This is a genomic window from Virgibacillus aidingensis (assembly GCF_010994035.1).
In the GTDB taxonomy this organism is placed as follows: Bacteria; Bacillota; Bacilli; order Bacillales; family Amphibacillaceae; genus Virgibacillus_N.
On the sequence record NZ_WIXN01000023.1, the window covers coordinates 54,332 to 74,642 of the forward strand.

Here is a 20,311-nt window from a genome sequence, read left to right on the forward strand (position 1 = left end):
GAATAAAAATTTTTATGAAAAAGGAGAACCGTCCCTGTATTTAATGTTTTACGATGATATATAATTCGTCACTGAGTGCATGGGCAATGCCGTCTATTATTGCCTCCAGGTTCGCAGCGACGTCTTCGGCTTCCTGTGAGTCATCACAAAGGAAAATTGGTGCCCCTCCTGCTATTTTTGATTCATTGGTAGTAATAACGGCAAGGATCTTTTTTTCCAAATCCATTTATAATATGCCTCCTTTTGATTCAGATGGCATTCGGATAGCATTTTCCAATACTGGAACGGCCCCGATAACCTGCATTGCCTTTTCTTTGCTCCTGACCTGAGGAAGTATAAACACTCCCAGTCTTCCATCATCCAAATCCCTTTTGATTAACGGGGAGAGCGCAGGTGTGCCTGAGTCGCGGAAAATGCCAAGAGACACAGAAACATCGTGCAATATGGCCTGCCTCTGTCCCAGATTACCGACAGTATTAATTTCATTCATGTTCTTTGGTGTCAGTATAAATCCCATTCCATATTTCAAAATTTCTTCCTGTCTCTCAGGTAAACCGATGTTCATGATGTATATGTTATCCACATATAAACCGGCTCCCTCAAAATGCAGTTCATGATATTTTATATCAACTACTTCTTTTATTGTAGAACCGCTTCTCAATCCCCTCGATATCAGCATACATAAGAGAACCCCAACAATGGCAGCATATATATGCCATACTAAATAAAATAATGTTCCTATTAAGGCAGTAAAAATAACAAGGTAATTTCGGCTTTCAAAAGATAGTGCAATCCCTTCTATATAGGTTTTGCCACGGGGAACAAGCTCAAATTCGTCTATCTCGGTTAAGGTATTCCGCTCCATATTACGGACTTCCCTGAATTGTGTTGCAGCAACTGTCAGGAAGGTTACCGCAGTAAATTCCATTTCCATAATAGCCGGAACTGCAACCGCTCCAAGGGAAGCAGCTATAAAACCAAGTGATAAATGGATGACTCTTCCATGCAAATATGTAGGATATTGCCTGTAGTCTGTTCGTAACATAACAATTCTTGCGATAGTACCTGCAATGATGCCAAATACTATGGGAACAATATATTCATTCATTTTGCCACCTCAGTTGTTTATGTTTTATCAAGCTGTTCAATTTTGCAGCTCCCTTATGTAGTATGGCTAAAACAGTAAAAATTAACAGGATGCCCGCAATATAATCAAAGAATATGATCTCTCCTATAGTTCTGTAAAAGCCGTAACCTGTCATTGTAATACTGTAAACCAATTCTCCCGAACAAATGCCAAATAAGCATATTGCTTTTCTGTAAAGCGGCTTTTTAACGAGCAATACAATAAACAAACTGCATGATAGCGGAATAATTACAGTGATGGGCAAAAACAGCCATACAGGGGCAATATGCAGCCAGAAATGAATGGCAGCATACATGATGGCTACGGTAAAAGAACATAGCAGCTGATACAGAAAACGCTGCTGCGCAATAATCCATATCGCTGAACCGGTAAAAATCAGCAAAAAAGAGACAGAAATACTATAGTAGCCGACTGTTAAATGGAGATTTGAACATATAATGATGAACAGCAGCCAATAAGCCAGTATTTTTCTTTTGTTGTTCTTCGTCATAAAAAAAAGAATCCATATTATTAAGATCCAGCTGAACCAGTAAAAAAACACACCGCTATTCATTTTACTCACCTGCCATTAGCAGTATAGGTAAAAAGGGTGAATCCTAAACAAAAAAGCCTTTCCGGTTAGGAAAGACTTTTAAGAAAGAAAATCTTATAGATTTAAAAACATCTTCTTGTTTTATTTATATTTATTAAGTTTATCCCCTATAAAATCGCCAAATTGAAAACCTGATTGATCATCATCTTTCTCGTATTGCTCCAGCTCACTTTTTTCCTGTTCCACTTCCAGCTCTTTTATACTCAGGGAAATCCGCTGTGCCTGTTCATTTACATCAAGCACTTTAACATTGATTGTTTGCCCAACTTCGAGCACTTCATGTGGTGTCCCGATATGCCTGTTGGCAATTTGGGAGATATGGACAAGTCCTTCAACCCCTTCTTTCACTTCCACAAAGGCGCCAAAGTTTACCAGTCTTTTTACCGTTCCTTCCAACGTATCACCCTTTGAAATTTCCTGTTCAATATTTGTCCACGGGCCAGGCAGAGTATTTTTATGCGATAAAGAAATACGTTCATTATCCCGGTCCACTGATAAAACTTCTACTTCAATTTTATCGCCTTCAGAAACTACATCTGAAGCTTTTTCCACGTGGCCGTGTGACAACTGTGAAATATGAACGAGTCCATCTACACCGCCGATATCAACAAAAACACCAAAATCTGTCAAGCGCTGAACAGTTCCTTCAAGCACTTGCCCTTCTTCCAATGATTGCAATAATTCCTCTTTTTTTGCTTCTAATTCATCCTCTGCCACAGCACGATGGGATAAAATGATGCGGTTCTGCTCTTTGTTCAGATCTACTATTTTGACTGTCAGCATTTTATTTTTATAATCGGAAAAATCCTCGACAAAATAGGTTTCCACCAATGAAGCAGGGATAAATCCGCGGACACCTACATCCACAACAAGTCCGCCCTTGACAATATCCTTCACTTCTGTTTCAAATACCTCACCACTGTTATATTTCTCTTCCAGATCCTCCCATGCTTTTTCTGCATCAATTGCACGCTTGGAAATTATTACTTCATCATCTTCCACTTTTTTTACTTTCACTTCCAAAGTATCGCCCTCATTAACAATCTCGCTTGCCTTTTCTACATGAAGGCTTGAAAGCTCACTAATTGGAAGTATGCCTTCGGTCTTGTAGCCAATATCAACAAGTACCTGTTTTTCATCAACTTTTACAACGGTACCGTTTAATATGTCTCCTACTTTAATTTCTGTTATTTCATTATTTGCTTCACTCATATCCTTAACCCTCCTATGTACAAATCAAAAACCTTTCCTCTTTATAATTTGACTTATAATTTTCTTATTATTTTACTGTGATTAGCTTCAAAATGCCAGTCATTGCTATATAGTTCTTTTTATAACTTCTAATAATTTCAATTATTTGTCAAGCAAAAGTGTTTATTTAAAGTATATACTGCTGTTTAGGAACAGACCATTTTATTAAATACATATTTAAAAACTTTTTTTACTTTCGGCTATCTTTAATATTTTCTCGGCTACCTCGTTGATGTTAAGTGAGGTGGTGTCTATTTCGATGGCTCCTTCCGCTTTTATTAACGGGGCTGTTTTGCGTTCGGAATCAAGCTGATCCCGTTGTTCTATTTCCCTTTTTAATTTTTGCAAATCAGCAGGAAACCCTTTCTGCACATTTTCCTCATATCTGCGTTTTGCCCTCTCTTCTACAGTAGCTTTAAGAAATATTTTTACCTCCGCATTCGGTAAAACATGTGTTCCAATATCTCTTCCGTCCATAACCACCCCATTCCCCTGCGCTAATGCCTGCTGTCTATTTACCATTTCCTTTCTGATATTGGGGTGAGCTGCCACGTAAGAAACATTTTTGGTAACTTCTTCTGTTCTAATTTCACTGGTAACCTCCTTGCCATCCATAAATACAAGCTGCCCTTCTTCACTTTGCTTTAATTCAATTTTTGTCTGCTGCAATAATTCCATTAACGGTTTTTCTTTATGGAAGTTGATTTTTAATCTGTGCGCTTTTAAAGTAAGCGCCCTGTACATAGCACCTGTGTCGATATAAATATAGGAAAGCCGCTGAGCCACTATTTTTGCTACGGTGCTCTTCCCGGCAGCTGCCGGCCCATCGATTGCTATAGCTATTTTTTTCTTATTCATTGATAATGCTTCATTCCTCTCAGTAACCGTCAATATCCTATCGTCGGGTGAAAAAAACTTGACAGTTTGCCAAGTTTTTTCGTTTCTATATTTAATATAACATATACCGGGAAAGCCGGTCTATGTATATTTAAGTTATCTCTTTACAGAAACCGCCATAATTCGGGCCTGTCGGGCCGAAACGGACTGTTTCATACATTAAAAATGCTGCAGTTCCTTTTTTCTTGCTTCCCGCTGTTTTTCAAAACAATAACGGATAATTTGCTGCCGGATCTCTTGTTTGAGTGCTGTGAATCTTAAAGAAGCGATGCAAATCCCCCTGTTTAGTTTATTAATATGTACAAATACAGCTTTTATATTATGGTACTGATATTCCCCATTATACATTTCCAAAACCATCCAAATCCATATATCTTTGCTTAACTCCAGGTTTATACCGTCTGGTACAATGATCGACATACCGCCGCCGCTTATATCATCGGTAACTGTAGTGAACGGTGAAAATGAATTATTATCGGAATAAACAGCTATATCTACAGCAGATTTCACACGTACAAATTCCCGCCGCTGTATTCTTTTTAAATCTTCTTTATTTGGCAGCTTTATGGCAAGTGCCGGAATGTTAAGGCTCACTTTTGACACAAGTTCGGTCCGAAACCGGTACACTGACTGATCTTTTCCGATATATGCAGCAAAAAAATGCGCGCCTTTAGGAAGGAGCTCGGTTTTTTTTGTTTTTTCGTTTACCGGATAATCAATAAACAAATAACGATCATTTCTATCGATTATTTTGCAATAGTATTTTAAAACTTCGGAGACGCCGTCCATTTTATATTCCAGCTGAAGCAAAGTACCTATTTTCATTTTCAATACCGCCTTTATATTGAAGTAAACGTGACTTTAACCCTATTATTACAGAAAAATCTAAAAAAAGGAAGGCTTTTGCCTTCCTTTTAATAGCCGGCGCTATAATTTATTTCGGTACCATCCAGTCTTTCTACTTTTTCTTCCTTTCCATCCATGGCATTAATAAAAATACGATAAGTTTCGTCATTCATGACTCCTAAAAATTCATAGGTCAATACTTCCTCGCCTAAGTCGTTGTCAATAACAGCCAGAAATTCTTCCTGTATATCTACGCCATTGTTCACCATTTCTTTAGCTTCTTTATCCGAAATTTCCGGATCAGGTATGTCTCTGTCCGTATGGTTCATATAATAGTTATTAGCAGTAAAGCCGAGTATCTCTCCATCATCCAAGGCTACTTTTACTTCTAAAGCATCAGAAAAAATCCGTACGTCATTCTCTTCATATAAGAAGGAATAATGTCCCATATTATTATATTGGCTGCTTTGGAAAAGCGTCATATTTTCCAGACCAAGTTTTTTCAAGTAATCCTCTGCTTTTTCCAGCCCTTCATTTAAACTGATTTCCTGATCATGAATAGGTCTGTTGATGAGCAGGGATAATGGATGCCCGCCTTGCTGTGTTATGTCCATATAGGCATTTTTATTTTCATTTCGGTATGAAATACTGTATAACGGAATTTCAGATCCTTCCCCGCTTTCCGTTATTGTAATGTTTTCATCATTTTCTACTTCAATCAGGCTTTTGGTTATATCCAATGCTTCTTCTTCGCTTATTTCATCCCCTGATAAATTCTTGTACTCATGTTCCCGGGAGGAAGTGCCTATGATGGGAGAGTCTACATTTGTTTCGGAAAACTCTCCTGCAGTTTTCTCTACAGTTTTAAATCCATCGACAATTGTATTATCAATTTGTGCTTCTTCATTTGCTAAGGCAAGCTGTACATCCATCCATCGCAAATTATTTTCCAGGGCAATATGCTGGATTTGTCTTAGTTCATCCTTAATATTACTTGATTGGGAATAGAGCTCTTTCAATGCTTCGGTTTCTTCTTTCGATAATGGCTCATTCTCCAGATTTCTGACCGCAGTCCGGTAAGTGAAATCCCCTATATTGGATAGGAATTCTTCTGTTTTGTTAAAAGGCAAAAGTCCCAACGGAAGCTGTCCGACGTCATTTAAAGCCTCCGAGGATAAACGCCAAATATCCACCAGCTGCGGGGACAAGCTGCTTTCGGAGTTCATTGCCAGCGCTGTGCCAATTTTATCATGCAATAGATCCATGTGATACGATAAATCATGAAATGAACGCTGATAGTCATTTTCCGCCTGGATAAGAATGGCGTTTTTCTCCTGGTGTTCCTGGTAACCCCAAAAAGCTGTGCCGGCAATCCCAACAGTAAGTGCTGCTATTATAATCCACCTGATCATACATATACCACCTTTCTAATGACAAAATATGTGCTTTCCAATCCTTTTTATTTGCGGCCGTGTCCAAATCCATCCGGAAGTTGCGGTATCCGGGTTAAAGTAATAGGTTGCGTTCCCGCTTGGATCCCATCCGTTAATGGCATCTAATACTGCCTCGGTCGCTCTTTCATTAGGTGTGAGCCAAATTTGACCATCAGCGACCGCAGTAAAAGCACGCGGCTCAAAGATCACTCCTGAAACGGTATTTGGAAATGTGGGACTTTCCACCCGATTTAAAATGACAGCTGCCACGGCAACCTGACCTTCGTATGGCTCACCCCGGGCTTCCCCGTAAACGGCATTTGCCATAAGCTGAATATCATTTTGGGAGAAACCCTGCGGGACATTAACTGCAGTGTTTGCCGCTTCCTCAGCTGGGGCAGATTGTTCTGCAGTGCCCCCTCCTTCACCGCCTCCATCTTCTTGGGGAGCGGATTGCTGACGGTTATCTATTCCCCCGTAATGTGTAAACTTTCTTCCTTGATTAATTTGCTCCCTGACATGCTGTTCATCATAATTACTTGCATTTGTTAATTTCTGCTTTGTTTCATTTCCGGCCAATCCATCCACTTTCATGCCAAATTCGTACTGAAAATTACGTAATGCCCAATACGTACCCCATCCGAACACACCATCAATTTGACCGTTATAGAAACCTAAATATTGTAATCTGGCTTGCAGTTCAATAACATCATCGCCTACTGCACCATGCTGAATCACTTGTTCACTGAATGCATCGGCATTTTCCTTAGGAAAAACAGCTTCTATTCCAGTAAACAACAAACCAATCAGAATGATGGAAAGCGATAATTTTTTATAGCTCATAAATATTCCTCCTGGTGTTTCTTAGGTTTTGTGGTAATTATTCTTTGGAAAAACTCGATTATTATGCATGAATTATGGTTTATCTCATGGCAGGGAACAATAGTGCAAGCCCAGTATAATAACGTATGGACTTTGCCCGGCAAAACCGCGTGGATCCGCATTGCCGGGCAAAGCGGCGGTTTTCCTGTGCCATTCATGCGGCAGGAGATGGAAGCCGGGACAAAATTTTAGTTTGGCAGATGAATGGATTTTTGAATAGAAGATTGCCGGCCGCTGGTTAAACTTCGCTTTTACCTTGGCACAAAACAGGACTAAGTAAACTGCCTGGCCGGCCGGCAAATATTTTTAATCTTACGGAGATGAAGGAGTGTTTGACTGCGCTGAAAAGCCCGCTCCAACGTAATTATTCGTTGGGCTGAAGCAGGGACTGGACTAAATAATACAACTAACTTTTTATCATTTCCTGCATACAAAAAAATCCCCTGTCCTGGGACAGGAGACCTCACACTTGTTCTTTTTCTTGCTGAAAAATAAAATCGGGATGCGGCTCGTTAGCTATCTTTACTCTGCGCAATGCTATAAACCATAAACCAATCATAAAAGGAATCAGTAAAATCAGCCAGTTGCTCTCAATCACGTTCAGCATATAATTATATGTTCCATGGAGCAGGAATGGCAGGATAAATGCCAGGGTAAGGTTTCTTTTTTTATGGATGCCATTCATTTTGGCTTTTCCAAAATAATACCCCATAATCACACCAAACAGAGCATGGGAAGAAACCGGAAATAAAGCACGCGAAAATGCATGTTCTATCCCGTTGGCAAGTAAATATAAAATATTTTCCAATGTGGCAAAGCCCAAACTTATGCTGACTGCATATACAATCCCATCATAATGGGCATCAAATTCAGAATGGTTATAGATGACATAGAAAAAAATGAACCATTTGAAAAATTCTTCCGTTAAAGCAATAATTAAAAAGGATTGAAGAAAAGGATGATTTCCAAGGAATTCAGCGTTAAATACATATTGAATAAACATAAGCGGAAATACGAGCAACGCACCAAGTATGAATGTCCGCAATATAAGGGGAATGGGCTCGGTAAATTTATCCTTTAAATAAAAAAATGACAAAAGTGCAATCGCAGGAGCAATACCTGCGGATAAAATGGCAAACATAAAAGACAACCTCTTTCCAGTGCAATACTTTTATCGTATCATTAAGTGCATATAATGAGAATAGGAAATTTTTTAAAAACCAGTATAAGAGAAAAGCTGAATTAAATAACCGAAGTAAAAAGCTTTTACATTCATATACACGAAAGGCAGATGTTTACCATGAAAAAAATATTGCTTATTCATACAGGCGGAACCATTTCCATGCTTGAAGATAAAAACACCGGAGAAGTTACGACAACGAATAAACATCCGCTAACAGAGCTTTCCTACCATTTGAAGGCTTATGCTCATGTAGATGAAAAAGTTTTGTTTTCTCTTCCGTCACCACATATCACACCGGACCATATGCTGCAGCTGGCAAAGGAAACAGAAAAAAATCTTCAGCATTATGAAGGGATTGTAATCACCCACGGGACCGATACACTTGAAGAAACAGCTTACTTCCTGGATCTGGTCATTGAAACTGGAAAACCGATTATATTAACGGGTGCGATGCGGTCCAGCAATGAAATCGGTTCAGATGCACTGTATAACTTGATTAGTTCTCTGCGCGTTGCAGTGGAAAAGGAAGCAGAGAATAAAGGTGTACTGGTTGTCATGAACGATGAAATACATACAGCGAAAAATGTAACCAAAACGTCCACCAGCAATGTAGCTACATTTCAAAGTCCGCAGTACGGCCCTATAGGTATTGTTACAAAGGAAGCTATTTTATTTCATCATACCGTTTTATCCCGGTATACGTACCCTGTAAAAAGCATTTCCAAAACCGTATATTTGTTAAAGGCTTATGCAGGGATGGATGCTTCTATAATACAGGCCATAAGCAAGAATGATCCGGATGGGCTGGTGATAGAAGCTTTGGGGCAGGGTAATTTACCCAAAGAAGTGATTGGAACTTTACAGGAAATGATTCGAAGTGATATACCAGTCATCATTGTATCGAGATGTTATCAGGGAATTGTTCAGCCGACTTACAGCTATGAAGGCGGAGGGAGTGACCTGCAGCGTATGGGCCTGATTTTTGCAAATGGTTTAAATGGACCAAAAGCAAGGTTAAAGCTGCTGATTGCATTGGAGATGGAAAAGGATTTTACCTCTTTAAAGAGAATATTTGAGGAACATTAAACATTGTGCAAAAAACAATACAAACAGAAAAAAATGATAGCGGGTTAAAAAAAGGACCCCGCTATCATTTGTATTAAAAGGGAAATTTATAGAGCGAGGATGGGGCAAAACAATTTTAGTAAACAGAAACCCGAACATCCTTATACACTAAGCTAAAAACCCGCTCCGGAAATATACTACGCTTTCACCACTTTCACAAATGCGACATCCGCTCAAACTCCCTTTGGTCGTTTTCCCGGTGTCTGTTTTGCCGCGGGCGGCTGGTAAGCCTTCTCGTGCGCTTCGTGTTACAATTATCCAGTGGTGCAGCACTTCTCGCAAGTAAAATTGCTAACTCGTCTTTAGGGGTCTTACCGATGCCTTTCCTCCCGCAAATTACGAGGAACAGCTGTACATAGTCCCAGGAGTCTACATACGTATATCTCCGGAGCTAATATGGTGGATTGTTCGTCTTTTCTATGCTTACTCAGTGTTCTGTGCCTGCCTCGCTGACCTGCTTACTTTTTATATGACTGGCAATTATCCCGCCATGAAAACGGCCATTTTCAATAAAAATTTCATTGTTATTATAGCCTGCTGCCACAACGCCTGCAATATATAGATCTGGAATATTTGTCTCCATCGTATTATCATCAAAAGAAGGTTTTCCATTCATCTCGTTAACCAATACGCCGCAATTTTTAAGAAACTCAATATCTGGCCTGTAGCCTGTCATTGCAAATACAAAGTCATTTTCGATTTTTTTATCTGTGTCACCGGCTGTATAAAACACTTCATCTTCGGTTATCTTTGTAACCGCTGCATTAAATTCCATACGGACAAGTTCTTTTTTTACAAGGGAATCAAATTCCGGAAGAATCCATGGCTTAATGCTGGGAGAATATTTTTCCCCGCGATAAAGCACCGTTACATGGGCGCCTGCCTTGTATAACTCAAGCGTGGTATCTACGGCAGAATTTTTACCTCCGATGACCAGCACCTTTTTATTGTAATATGGATGCCCTTCTTTAAAATAGTGGGTTACTTTATCCAATTCTTCTCCGGGTATGTTCATGTAATTGGGCTGGTCATAATATCCGGTGGCAATGATGACATGTAATGCTTTATACACCGTTTCTTTTTTGCCTTTTAATGTATAGATTTCAAAATGCTCACCTTGTTTTTGAACACCAGTCACTTTTTCAAATGTATTAACCCGTAATTGTTTCCGGGCTGCCGCTTCCCGGTAATATGCCAGAGCCTGGTTTCTGACTGGTTTTTGTTTTTCTGTTATAAATGGTATCTCGCCTATTTCCAGTTTTTCACTCGAACTGAAAAAAGTCTGATGTGTCGGAAACTGGTAAATTGTATTAACAATATTCTTCTTTTCGATAATCAACGGTGATATTCCCAGTTTCTGGAGTTCAATGGCACAGGACATCCCGCATGGTCCACCGCCAATAATGATTACCTTTTCCTCCTGCAATTATAACCACTTCCTTTTTTGCTGATATTCAATAAATTGCATCCCTTCAATCTTCAAACTAAAAAAACTCCTATCCAATTTTATATGATAAGAGTTTTTTTATTAAAATTCGTTTTATACCCAGCCGCGGAACCTTGAAGCTTCGGCTACTTTTCTTACTCCGACCATATATGCAGCCAATCGCATGTCTATGCGCCTTGTTTGTGAAGTGTTGTATATCGTGTCAAATGCTTTAATCATAATTTCATGCAGTTTATCATCGATTTCTTTTTCTGACCAGTAATAGCCTTGGTTGTTTTGAACCCATTCAAAATAGGAAACGGTTACACCGCCGGAAGATGCCAGAACATCGGGCACAAGCAATTTTCCTCTTTCCGTGAGTATTTTTGTCCCTTCCATTGTAGTCGGTCCATTAGCAGCTTCTACAATGATATCGGCTTTAATATTATGCGCATTCTCTTCCGTAATTTGGTTTTCTACCGCGGCAGGAACCAATATATCGCAATCGAGCTCCAGTAATTCTTTATTGGTGATTGTATTATTAAATAATTTTGTTACCGTTCCAAAACTGTCTCTGCGATCCAATAAATAATCGATATCCAAACCTTCCGGATCATGCAATGCACCATAAGCATCCGAAATTCCTACAATTTTTGCTCCTGCATCATGCAAAAACTTGGACAGAAAGCTCCCTGCATTTCCAAAACCTTGTACAACCACGCGGGCGCCTTTTACATCCAAACCTCTTTTCTTTGCAGCTTCATTTAATACGATGGTTACCCCTTTGGCAGTTGCGGATTCCCTGCCATGTGAACCTCCCAGTACAATCGGCTTTCCTGTAATAAAGCCCGGATTGTTAAATTCATCTATTCGGCTGTATTCATCCATCATCCATGCCATAATTTGTGAATTCGTAAATACATCAGGTGCGGGTATATCTTTTGTCGGTCCGACAATCTGGCTGATCGCACGAACATAACCGCGGCTCAACCCCTCGAGCTCGCGAAAGGACATTTCCCGCGGGTCACAAATAATCCCGCCTTTTCCTCCGCCATACGGCAAATCAACAATTCCGGCTTTTAAGCTCATCCAAATGGCTAATGCTTTTACTTCTTTCTCTGTTACATTCGGATGGAAGCGGACTCCGCCTTTTGTAGGTCCTACTGCATCATTGTGCTGTGCACGGTATCCTGTGAACACTTTAACTGACCCATCATCCATCCGGACAGGGATTCTCACTGTCATCATGCGAACAGGATCTTTTAAAAGTTCAAATACTTCATCAGGGTAACCCAGTTTTTCCAATGCGTTTTTAATCACCGTTCGTGTTGAACTTAGAATATCATTTGTTTTATTAGCTTCCCTGGTAGAATCTGCTGCATTATCGGCTACCATGAATTTACCTCCTAATATAGCTATAAATGTTTAGAATTGCTGTACTCAGAGAATAGTATACACCTTCAAAATAAATATGCAATATTATATATTTATTTTCCCGGAAAAGCCAATCCTGAAGGTAAAGTTTACATTACGATTGCTATTTTTTCCGAATAGAACCTGTAAATATTCCCTGAAATTTGAAGTGATTTTCTTTATAAATAAAAGCAAAAACTCCGGCTTTTATTTTTTCCTGCCTGCTACTATCATACCATTTTCCGCCTATTCATTCTATTACTTTAGCCCCTGCACTGATAAAATGTCTGCAAAATCTGTTTAACCGCTTCAGACTGATAAATTACTTTCCCGTATTCCCGAAGACGATATGGTGTTGTAAAACTCGGTGAAGCAAATTCTGCCAAAACAGCGATGACATCTTCTTTATTTTCCTCGTTTAAATCTGTCTCTTCCATAAGCATATAGTACTTTTCATTAAAATAGTATATCTCGCCTCCACTGATGGAAAAAGAATCCAGATGTTCAGAGACAAGTATAATATCTTCAAAATCATCAAAGAAAAATATTAAATCCATTCTTTCATCCAGTGTAACTTTCATATTAATAAATTCCTGATCCATATCATCGAATTCGTTATTTTGCGTGACTATTATATGCATCCCCTGAGCCTGCATTAAATAAACCTGTATAAAAAGCATTCCACCGAGTTCAAAATCCAGTTCAGCACTTGCTTCATGCATCATATCACTAAACAGGTTCTGAGTAATGGAAACATCATATTTTAATTCATCCTTCGTAAAGCCTCTTTCAATTAAATCATCAAAAGTTAAAAAAATGGTGAATTGATTAATGGATAGTCTTTCCATGCGCATATAACATCCCCCTTAATACAGGTTTACATCCTTAAATTATCGTAGAATCATTTTATTGATGCTTCTCTTTATACTATATGCAATTTTCTCAGCTGATGAACGCTGAATTATCATTTCTTCCCGGGTAATAATTATTGTTTACAGTCAGAAATTGGTGGAAGCACAGCACATGCGTCAGCTGTTAAAAATTTGGATCAGATTATCACCGTACAAGAAATAAATGCTCCATAAAATAATAATCAGTATAACAGCAACAAGCAGCAGTCTTTTGAATGACGTGCTTGTTTTTAATTTAACAGGATTTTGCTTTTTTCCATGAACCTCTTTACGCGGAGGCAAATTTAAGATATCTATTTCGCGTGTCTCCTTTTCTTCGCCTGCAGTATGTATGCTTTCCTCTTCCCTGTCATGTTCCACATCATATACCAATCTTCTTAATTCTTCCGCCTGGTCTTCCCGTTCCTTATTTTGATTATTCCCCAATATGATTCACCTCATCTTTGCAAACGAATGAATAACCCAAGTAAAAAATCCACTATAAAGTGCGCTGTAATGGTTACTGCTAAATTTCCGGTTACCTCAAATAAATATCCTATATAAAAGCTGACAAAGAGGATGGAAATAAATAAAACCGGTTTGTTTAAATATCTGAAATGCACCAGCGCAAAAATAGCACTTGCAATGATATATCCAAATGTTGTCTGCAGCACGCCTCTGAACAGTATTTCTTCGGCAAAAGCAACAGTAAGGGATAAAATAAACACATAGCTTACCTGCTGCCCTTTGAAAACCCTTTCGTTTATTCCGCCATCGTCATAATAGCGTTTTGGTAATGTCCATACTAACATAATATCAATCAGCACAATAATTAACCCGGGGATAACCCCGTAGAGAAAAATTTGTTCCGGCTCCCAGCTGAAATACTGCAGCCATTCCCGCAAGTCATCAAAGAAAATAAAACTTAACACGAAAGCAAGTACTATAAATAAACCCTGGGATATGAATAGTTGCTGTTTAAGCTCCTCATCGGATAACTGTTCTATAATTTCACTCTGCTTCATTATTTTCACCAATCAGTAATAGTTTCTTTAGCTTATCTTCCCAATTTCCGGAAAAGCGGTCATCAATGATTGTTTGTTCCACTTTCCAATCAGCCAAAGTAAAACCGCAATGACTGCAGCAGGATCCATCCGGTTTCCTGAAGGATGGCTGGAAGTTTTTATATAAAGCTTCCCGAAGACACCCTTCCGTTTGCAGCCAGTTTAGCATATCCTGCAGTTTTCCTTCTTTTACTGCGGTTCTGTTATGTATGGCATCCGTAATTTTATTAAATGCGGAAGCTAATTGGCTGGATCCTGCAATAAGCCTGTTATCTTTAATAATAGCATGATTTTCTAATTGATACCGTAAAAATCTCCATTGGGTTTCATTCAGTTTAAAGATTTCCCCGACTTCATCCCAAGCTGCAGGCAATCTTCTCTGTTCAGATAAATACTGAAAAACGAAGGATAAATCTTTTACAGACGGAAGTTCATTGGTGATGAATTTCTTCGGTATAAAATAGTCCTGCATAGAATATAATATCAGGCTGACACTTGATTTGCCATCCCTGCCTGCCCTTCCTGCTTCCTGTATGTATCCCTCAAGCTGAGGAGGGAAGTGAAAATGGATGACAAGACGGATGTCCGGTTTATTGATACCCATTCCAAAGGCATTCGTGCAGCAAATAACGTCCAGCTGGTTATTCATGAATTGCTGTTGGACTGATATCCGGTCATGCTGTTCCAGCTCTCCATGATAATAGGCAATACGCTGTGGCAGTGTTTCCCTTAAAGCAGCAGCCGTCTTTTCTGCTGCTTGCCTGCTTGAAAAATAAATTAAAGTCGGTACGGAAAAACGGGAAAGAATATGACTGATTTCTGCTATCTTTTCCTGATCATTATCTTTCCTGCTTATACTGATTGCGATGTTTTCCCGGTCCATCGGGTAGATATGCTTTGTCATACCCGGCCTGGACAGCAATTGAATTATATCTTTTTGAACATTTTCCGGTGCAGTAGCACTTAAAGCAAGGATCGGAGGGTTGTTCAGTAATCCTGCTATATCAGCCAATTTCAGGTAATCAGGCCGAAATTCAAAGCCCCACTGGGAAATACAATGTGCTTCATCGATAACAAATAAACTTATATCCATTTTCTTTAATCTCTGCTGTATTTCATGCTGCTGAAGCAGCTCCGGAGAAATATAAATTAGTTTGTATTTATGCAATGCTTGTAAAGTTTGCCGCCTTTCCGATGGAGTCATAAAGCTATTTAATGCCACTGCACTTTTCAAATTATTTGCTTTCAATTGTTTTACCTGATCCATCATTAAAGAAATTAACGGAGAAACAACGATGGTGCTTCCGCTCATAAGAATGGCCGGCAGTTGATAGCAAACGGATTTGCCTGACCCGGTCGGCAAAATACCTAATACATCCTTCCCTTTCATGATATCTTTAATGATTTCCTTTTGGCCCGGCCGAAAAGATTCGTATCCGAAATAGTGCTTCAGGCCTTCGATTAATGTATCGTCCTCATTCATTGGTATCACCTATTTTCAGCAAATGTCTGTAAGCGGCCAGTACTAAGCGGATTTCAAAATAACTGAATTCATCCCCAAGCGACTTCTTTATCTCTTTCAGTTTTAGGGTTTGCGCATGCTGTATTGTTTTAATAATTAAGTCCTGCTTGTCCTTTGAGACGTAGTTGGTAACAGGAAATTGATCATTATTGTAAGCAATTTCCACAATATGATCATAAATCGTATTATCCTTTAACTGCCTTCTGCTTGCAATTTGAGGGATGGAGTACCTTTTATTGAGTAAATAAAGGGTGGCCGCTGCAGAATGGCTGAGTGCGGACGTATTTATTAGATCCTGTATGATATGACCCATGAGCGGATATTTATTTGTTTCTTTTTCCACCATAGACAGTATGTGATGGATTACCCCTGTCAGCATGAGGCTAACGTCTTCATTTTCAAGGCCGTACGCTGTTGCCAGCTGATTAATGCTGAGTCCATATACATTATACCCGCTTAAACGATCGACAAAGATCTCTGATTCCCGCCGGGAACTATGGGAAAGCAGCATTGCCAGCTCTTTATATAACATGGGCAGCACTTCCTGTCTGCTGCCAATTGTTTTTCCATAAAATGATTTCACCCAGTTTTCCGCTGATCGATTGCTGATTACGGGAATAAAAGAGAAATTATTCATTTTACTGTTTGTAAATGTCTGGATAAGTAAAAGCAATCGTTCATAAAATTCCGATGCAGTACGGTCATATCTGTACCCATTAAAATAGTTTATTGGGACAGCGGATTTATTTTCCTTCAGCCAATCTATGCCCTTTTGTGTGACAGCAAATTGGTTTGTCTCTGCCTGTTCTTTTATTTTTTCAGTTACTCTCAGATTTTCAACTCTCCCGTCAAATTGCTTCTTGTTTAAAAACCGTGCTGCACCGTAAAACTTCTCTAAATTAAAAATATGTATGTCCTGAACAGTTTGAATGGATTGTTTTCCTTTTAAAATATGAAAAATAGCAGCATCTGTACGTTCTCCTTTTATTTGCTTAAAATGAATCAATAGAATATAGTCAAGTAACAAAAGCTGCTCCCCCCTTTTATCAGCTGCTGAATCTATTCCTGCGAAATCTCGCGGATATGCGAAAAAAAGGATTTCATGTATAATATTATCATGTAATTGACTTCATAATTCCAGTCTTTACTTCATTTTTATAAGCAGCATTTCTATTTTATACAGTTTTAAGTTTGGAGGATTTTGTGTGGCACAATATACAATTGTTGACCAGGAGACATGTATTGCATGTGGAGCCTGTGGAGCCGCTGCACCAGACATATTTGATTATGATGATGAAGGGATTGCTTATGTCCTGTTGGATGATAATAAGGGAACCATAAAAATTCCACGCAGATTAAAAGAAGATTTGCATGATGCACATCAGGGCTGCCCCACTGATTCCATCAAAATCGCTTTCAGTCCATTCGAAGGGGATCCGTTGAAATTTGGCGAGTAGCAGGCTGGTATGGAGAGCTGAATAACTTATGATGTGGCGAGTAACAACAATCCCGCAGCCCGGAATACCAACTTTCGGGTTGCGGGATATATATTAAGTAACCCTATTATATCCGGACAATGAACTAATCCAGCGCAGTATATTTCCGAAGCGGATTTTAGCTGCTGGTTTCAAAGGATTAAAATACTTTTGTGCGGTTTCGGGTTTTTCTGCTAATCATTTAAATATATTGGGTTCACAGCTTCCGGGACGGGTAAGGGTTCTGTTAAATTGTATGGTCCAATATGTTGCTGCTCCGTGTTTTCAAACTTCACCTGTTTATAACCATAGCTTTTTGCCGTCATTAATACGGCCTCAATCATATCCAAGGAATCCCGGCCTTCTGTAAAATCGGTATCCTCGGAGAATCTGAAGTTTAACTGATTGTTTTCCTGTTCTATTGTAAACTGAATATCTTCCGGGACGGTTTTAAAAACATGTAATTCAGCTTCGTCTTCCTTCATTCCCTGAATTGCCTCTTCAATGCTCGTTTGATCATTATGGGGAATTTGAATCAGCATTTTCGTATTTCCCAATTCATAAAGCTTATAGCCGGAGGGAGTCATTTCCTGAAGCTGCATTTCATCTATATCCCCAAAAGGATCAAACTCTGCAGGTTCTCCATTATCAGTATGAATAGTGACTTTTTCCGTTCCATAGGGACGAAACATCTCAGACAGGATTTTTTCAAACATATTTGCCGTAGCTGCACTTCCGTTTAATGAAAAATCATTTGGCAGTGCCATGGCCACTTCATAACTCGAGTGATCGATTTCAAATTCCACATTTTCAAATAAATACTCTCCTGTATCGCTATTCAATTCACCTAAATACTCATCCATATTATTATAAAAGCCTTGAAGATCTCTTTCCCCCGAGTTAATAAAGGCAATTGGAATAACATATTGTGCCTGTAAATCAGGTATGCCTGCAAAATAAATGTTCTGGTCCTGGCTTACATGGTGAACAACCAGACTTTCATTTACGGTTTCCATCTGACTGTTTTCTTGTTCTGCAGGCGCAGATTCTCTGTTTATTTCCTGTCCGGCACTTTCCTGTTCTTGTTCGTATGAATAATTTTCACTTGTTTCATCCATTGGCATATCATAAGCTTCATTCATAGAATCTTCTTCACTTATTTGCCGGGTATCCGTATTGAAAAAAACTGGCAGCAATAAAATTAAAAACAGGGCTGCTGCTGTTGCGGAAACAATTGGCATCCATTTCTTTTTTCGGTTGATTTTACGACGTTTCAGATCTGGATGGGAGGAGATTTGGCTGAAAACTTCTTTTTTATTTCTTGTGTCCTGTATTTGAGGCAGGCCTTTTAATTTATCAATTATTTCTCTTTGGTCATTCTGATCCTGATCACTCATTGGACTCTCCTCCTCTCTTTTTATTTTCCTCCAAATATTTTCTCAGCATTTTTAATCCCCTGTGCTGGGTTGTTTTTACTTTACTTGTGCTGAATTTTAATATATCAGCAGTTTCCCTGATGGAAAAAGATTGAATAAATCGCAGAATCAATACGCTCTTTTGATCCGGGGTGCATTTATCCAGATGTTCATAAATTTGTTTAACTTCTTCATTTTGGACAGCAACCTCATCTGGAAGCGGCTTATTATCTTTCATATTCTGACCCTTCTCATTCCAATCGAAAAATTCCAGAATTCGCTTTCTTTTCCTTTCTTGTGCACGGAAATGATCGATGGTTACATGACGTGCAATGGAAAATAACCAGGTTTTTAAACTGCTGTCCCCTTTAAAATTTTTATGTGAATTTAATACTTTAATATAAACCTCCTGAAGAAGATCCTCTGTTAAATGCTTGTCTTTCACCATGTAGAATATAAATTGATATAAATCCTGGTGAAATTCATCATAAATTTTATTAAACACGGAATTCATAAAGGGCCTCCACTCATACAGACGTTAATTGCACCGTAAATGTTACACTCTTAGCCTACTAATAATATAAATGATAAAAGAAAAAACACCAACCCTGTCAGCTGGTATTTTGAATTGTAAACCTGCCGTTTGAATATTTTTTTAGGAAATAAGTAATGATCGGATATAGTAAAAGTATAAAAAGTGCATTTCCAATGGCGTGGTATGTATCAAAAGGCAGTCCCATCAAATAGTACGGAAAAATTTTCCTGTAATTTGATAGGTCGTCAGAGAAATAACAAATCCATAAAAGTACCCGCAAAAAATGGCATAGAGCAAAAGGATTGGCATGGGAATGTTAGTCTTGAGTCTGCCCAGGAGTCCGCTCATTAAACCAATTACCGACCAGGATACAATCTGCCATATGGTCCATATGCCCATTCCCAACAGCATATTTGACAGAAAAGCAGTTAATAATGTAAGTAATATGGCAGCGGTCGGACCGAGAATGAGACCGCAAACAATAATAATCGATGTAACAGGCTGTATGTTAGGGAGAAATGAAAAGATAAATCTCCCTGCAACTGCCAAAGCGGCCAAAAGTGCAATGAGTGTCAGCTTGTACGTATTCACTTACCTTATTCCCAAGGCTGAAAATCAAAATTTATTTCTTCGCCCGGGCTTAGTTCATAATCCTCCGCACCGACCATGGCCATTTCCCCATTGACATAGAAAATCCAGCCTTTTTCTTCGCCTTCTTCAGCTGATACCCTTTCAATGGAAGTAATAAATCCTTCTTCCTCTTCCACATAAAAGTTTTCCTTCATTACATCCATCAAAATATCCCCTTCTTCTACAGGGATTTCTTTTTCATCTACGTATTGGCTGCCTTCATCAATTGAAATCGTGATCAGTACGGTATCTTCATTTTGTTCAGCGGCATCATTGCCTTCCGTTTGTTCTGCAGTTTGATTTGTGGAAACATTATTCTCCGCACTATCTTCATCAGTTCCGCAGCCGATTAGTAATAAACCAACAGTAAATATAACACCCAATTGAAGCATCCATTTTTTCATTTTAATTTTCTTCCTTTCACTTTATTTAACTGAGTTAATTTCATCATTGCTTATTTTAATGGGATATCCGAACTTATATATTACATTTTATCCGGAGACTTTTGGCCGGACGGATCGAGTAGGAGGAGGTGACTAACCTCCGACCTCTCACACCACCAGTACGTACGGTTCCGTATACGGC

The 20,311-nt window shown here is 38.9% G+C and carries 23 protein-coding genes; 3 read left to right on the forward strand and 20 right to left on the reverse strand.

Going from position 1 to position 20,311, the window contains the following annotated elements; genetic code table 11:
- Positions 1–40: 40 nt before the first annotated feature.
- From GHD25_RS16730 to sleB, 8 genes are all read right to left on the reverse strand, one after another.
- The gene (locus GHD25_RS16730; RefSeq protein WP_164218975.1) at positions 41–226 is read right to left on the reverse strand and encodes a capping complex subunit for YIEGIA; all 186 of its coding nucleotides are present in this window, start codon (positions 224–226) and stop codon (positions 41–43) included.
- A complete protein-coding gene (locus GHD25_RS16735) occupies positions 227–1,108 on the reverse strand; it encodes a YIEGIA family protein (RefSeq protein WP_164218977.1) in 882 nt (293 codons plus the stop codon). It lies immediately after the preceding gene.
- Entirely contained in the window at positions 1,101–1,700 is a 600-nt protein-coding gene (locus GHD25_RS16740; protein ID WP_462943917.1) for a YphA family membrane protein, read from the reverse strand. Before GHD25_RS16740 ends, GHD25_RS16735 begins: the two co-directional genes overlap by 8 nt.
- A 120-nt stretch (positions 1,701–1,820) precedes the next feature.
- Positions 1,821–2,951: a 30S ribosomal protein S1 gene (rpsA, locus tag GHD25_RS16745; RefSeq protein ID WP_164218981.1), complete on the reverse strand. Its 1,131-nt coding sequence runs from the start codon at positions 2,949–2,951 to the stop codon at positions 1,821–1,823.
- 216 nt (positions 2,952–3,167) lie between these two features.
- Positions 3,168–3,848 carry a (d)CMP kinase gene (gene cmk, locus GHD25_RS16750; RefSeq protein WP_164218983.1) on the reverse strand — a complete coding sequence of 227 codons (681 nt, stop codon included), beginning with the start codon at positions 3,846–3,848 and terminating at the stop codon, positions 3,168–3,170.
- Between the two features lie 198 nt (positions 3,849–4,046).
- Complete coding sequence (locus tag GHD25_RS16755) at positions 4,047–4,712, reverse strand: flagellar brake protein (protein ID WP_164218986.1); 666 nt, start codon at positions 4,710–4,712, stop codon at positions 4,047–4,049.
- Positions 4,713–4,801: 89 nt separating this feature from the next.
- The gene (gene ypeB, locus GHD25_RS16760; RefSeq protein WP_164218988.1) at positions 4,802–6,145 is read right to left on the reverse strand and encodes a germination protein YpeB; all 1,344 of its coding nucleotides are present in this window, start codon (positions 6,143–6,145) and stop codon (positions 4,802–4,804) included.
- Positions 6,146–6,160: 15 nt separating this feature from the next.
- Positions 6,161–7,009, reverse strand: coding sequence for a spore cortex-lytic enzyme (gene sleB, locus GHD25_RS16765; protein ID WP_164218990.1), 849 nt, complete (start codon positions 7,007–7,009; stop codon positions 6,161–6,163).
- A gap of 102 nt (positions 7,010–7,111) precedes the next feature.
- Between sleB and GHD25_RS20260 the strand changes: the two genes are divergently transcribed.
- Positions 7,112–7,240, forward strand: a complete 129-nt coding sequence (locus GHD25_RS20260) for a hypothetical protein (RefSeq protein ID WP_276207847.1) — start codon at positions 7,112–7,114, stop codon at positions 7,238–7,240.
- Between the two features lie 271 nt (positions 7,241–7,511).
- Here the strand turns inward: GHD25_RS20260 and prsW are convergent, their stop codons facing one another.
- Positions 7,512–8,189, reverse strand: coding sequence for a glutamic-type intramembrane protease PrsW (gene prsW / locus GHD25_RS16770; RefSeq protein WP_164218992.1), 678 nt, complete (start codon positions 8,187–8,189; stop codon positions 7,512–7,514).
- A 159-nt stretch (positions 8,190–8,348) separates the two neighbouring features.
- On the opposite strand from prsW, the gene GHD25_RS16775 reads away from it, so the two are divergent.
- Positions 8,349–9,317 (forward strand): asparaginase, encoded by a 969-nt coding sequence (locus tag GHD25_RS16775; protein ID WP_164218994.1) that lies wholly within the window; start codon positions 8,349–8,351, stop codon positions 9,315–9,317.
- Positions 9,318–9,783: 466 nt separating this feature from the next.
- On the opposite strand, the gene GHD25_RS16780 is transcribed toward GHD25_RS16775, so the two are convergent.
- The 7 genes from GHD25_RS16780 to GHD25_RS16810 all read right to left on the reverse strand — a co-directional run bounded on the left by GHD25_RS16780 (position 9,784) and on the right by GHD25_RS16810 (position 16,698).
- Positions 9,784–10,782, reverse strand: a complete 999-nt coding sequence (locus GHD25_RS16780) for a YpdA family putative bacillithiol disulfide reductase (RefSeq protein WP_164218996.1) — start codon at positions 10,780–10,782, stop codon at positions 9,784–9,786.
- Positions 10,783–10,896: 114 nt separating this feature from the next.
- Positions 10,897–12,177 (reverse strand): Glu/Leu/Phe/Val family dehydrogenase, encoded by a 1,281-nt coding sequence (locus tag GHD25_RS16785; RefSeq protein WP_164218998.1) that lies wholly within the window; start codon positions 12,175–12,177, stop codon positions 10,897–10,899.
- Positions 12,178–12,458: 281 nt separating this feature from the next.
- The gene (locus tag GHD25_RS16790; RefSeq protein WP_164219000.1) at positions 12,459–13,049 is read right to left on the reverse strand and encodes an adaptor protein MecA; all 591 of its coding nucleotides are present in this window, start codon (positions 13,047–13,049) and stop codon (positions 12,459–12,461) included.
- A 174-nt stretch (positions 13,050–13,223) separates the two neighbouring features.
- Entirely contained in the window at positions 13,224–13,532 is a 309-nt protein-coding gene (locus tag GHD25_RS16795) for a hypothetical protein (protein WP_164219002.1), read from the reverse strand.
- A gap of 11 nt (positions 13,533–13,543) precedes the next feature.
- Positions 13,544–14,110 (reverse strand): CPBP family intramembrane glutamic endopeptidase, encoded by a 567-nt coding sequence (locus GHD25_RS16800; RefSeq protein ID WP_164219005.1) that lies wholly within the window; start codon positions 14,108–14,110, stop codon positions 13,544–13,546.
- The gene (locus tag GHD25_RS16805) at positions 14,097–15,632 is read right to left on the reverse strand and encodes a RecQ family ATP-dependent DNA helicase (RefSeq protein WP_164219007.1); all 1,536 of its coding nucleotides are present in this window, start codon (positions 15,630–15,632) and stop codon (positions 14,097–14,099) included. The genes GHD25_RS16800 and GHD25_RS16805 overlap by 14 nt, the downstream gene beginning before the upstream one ends.
- Positions 15,625–16,698 carry a YpbB family protein gene (locus GHD25_RS16810; RefSeq protein ID WP_164219009.1) on the reverse strand — a complete coding sequence of 358 codons (1,074 nt, stop codon included), beginning with the start codon at positions 16,696–16,698 and terminating at the stop codon, positions 15,625–15,627. The genes GHD25_RS16805 and GHD25_RS16810 overlap by 8 nt, the downstream gene beginning before the upstream one ends.
- 178 nt (positions 16,699–16,876) lie before the next feature.
- On the opposite strand from GHD25_RS16810, the gene GHD25_RS16815 reads away from it, so the two are divergent.
- Positions 16,877–17,128, forward strand: coding sequence for a ferredoxin (locus tag GHD25_RS16815; protein WP_164219011.1), 252 nt, complete (start codon positions 16,877–16,879; stop codon positions 17,126–17,128).
- Positions 17,129–17,340: 212 nt separating this feature from the next.
- On the opposite strand, the gene GHD25_RS16820 is transcribed toward GHD25_RS16815, so the two are convergent.
- The 4 genes from GHD25_RS16820 to GHD25_RS16835 form a co-directional block, all read right to left on the reverse strand.
- Entirely contained in the window at positions 17,341–18,543 is a 1,203-nt protein-coding gene (locus GHD25_RS16820) for a hypothetical protein (protein WP_164219013.1), read from the reverse strand.
- The gene (gene sigX, locus GHD25_RS16825; protein ID WP_164219015.1) at positions 18,536–19,075 is read right to left on the reverse strand and encodes an RNA polymerase sigma factor SigX; all 540 of its coding nucleotides are present in this window, start codon (positions 19,073–19,075) and stop codon (positions 18,536–18,538) included. Before sigX ends, GHD25_RS16820 begins: the two co-directional genes overlap by 8 nt.
- Positions 19,076–19,300: 225 nt before the next feature.
- Entirely contained in the window at positions 19,301–19,687 is a 387-nt protein-coding gene (locus tag GHD25_RS16830; RefSeq protein ID WP_346426798.1) for an ECF transporter S component, read from the reverse strand.
- 5 nt (positions 19,688–19,692) lie between these two features.
- Entirely contained in the window at positions 19,693–20,130 is a 438-nt protein-coding gene (locus GHD25_RS16835; RefSeq protein ID WP_164219017.1) for a DUF4430 domain-containing protein, read from the reverse strand.
- Positions 20,131–20,311: the final 181 nt, after the last annotated feature.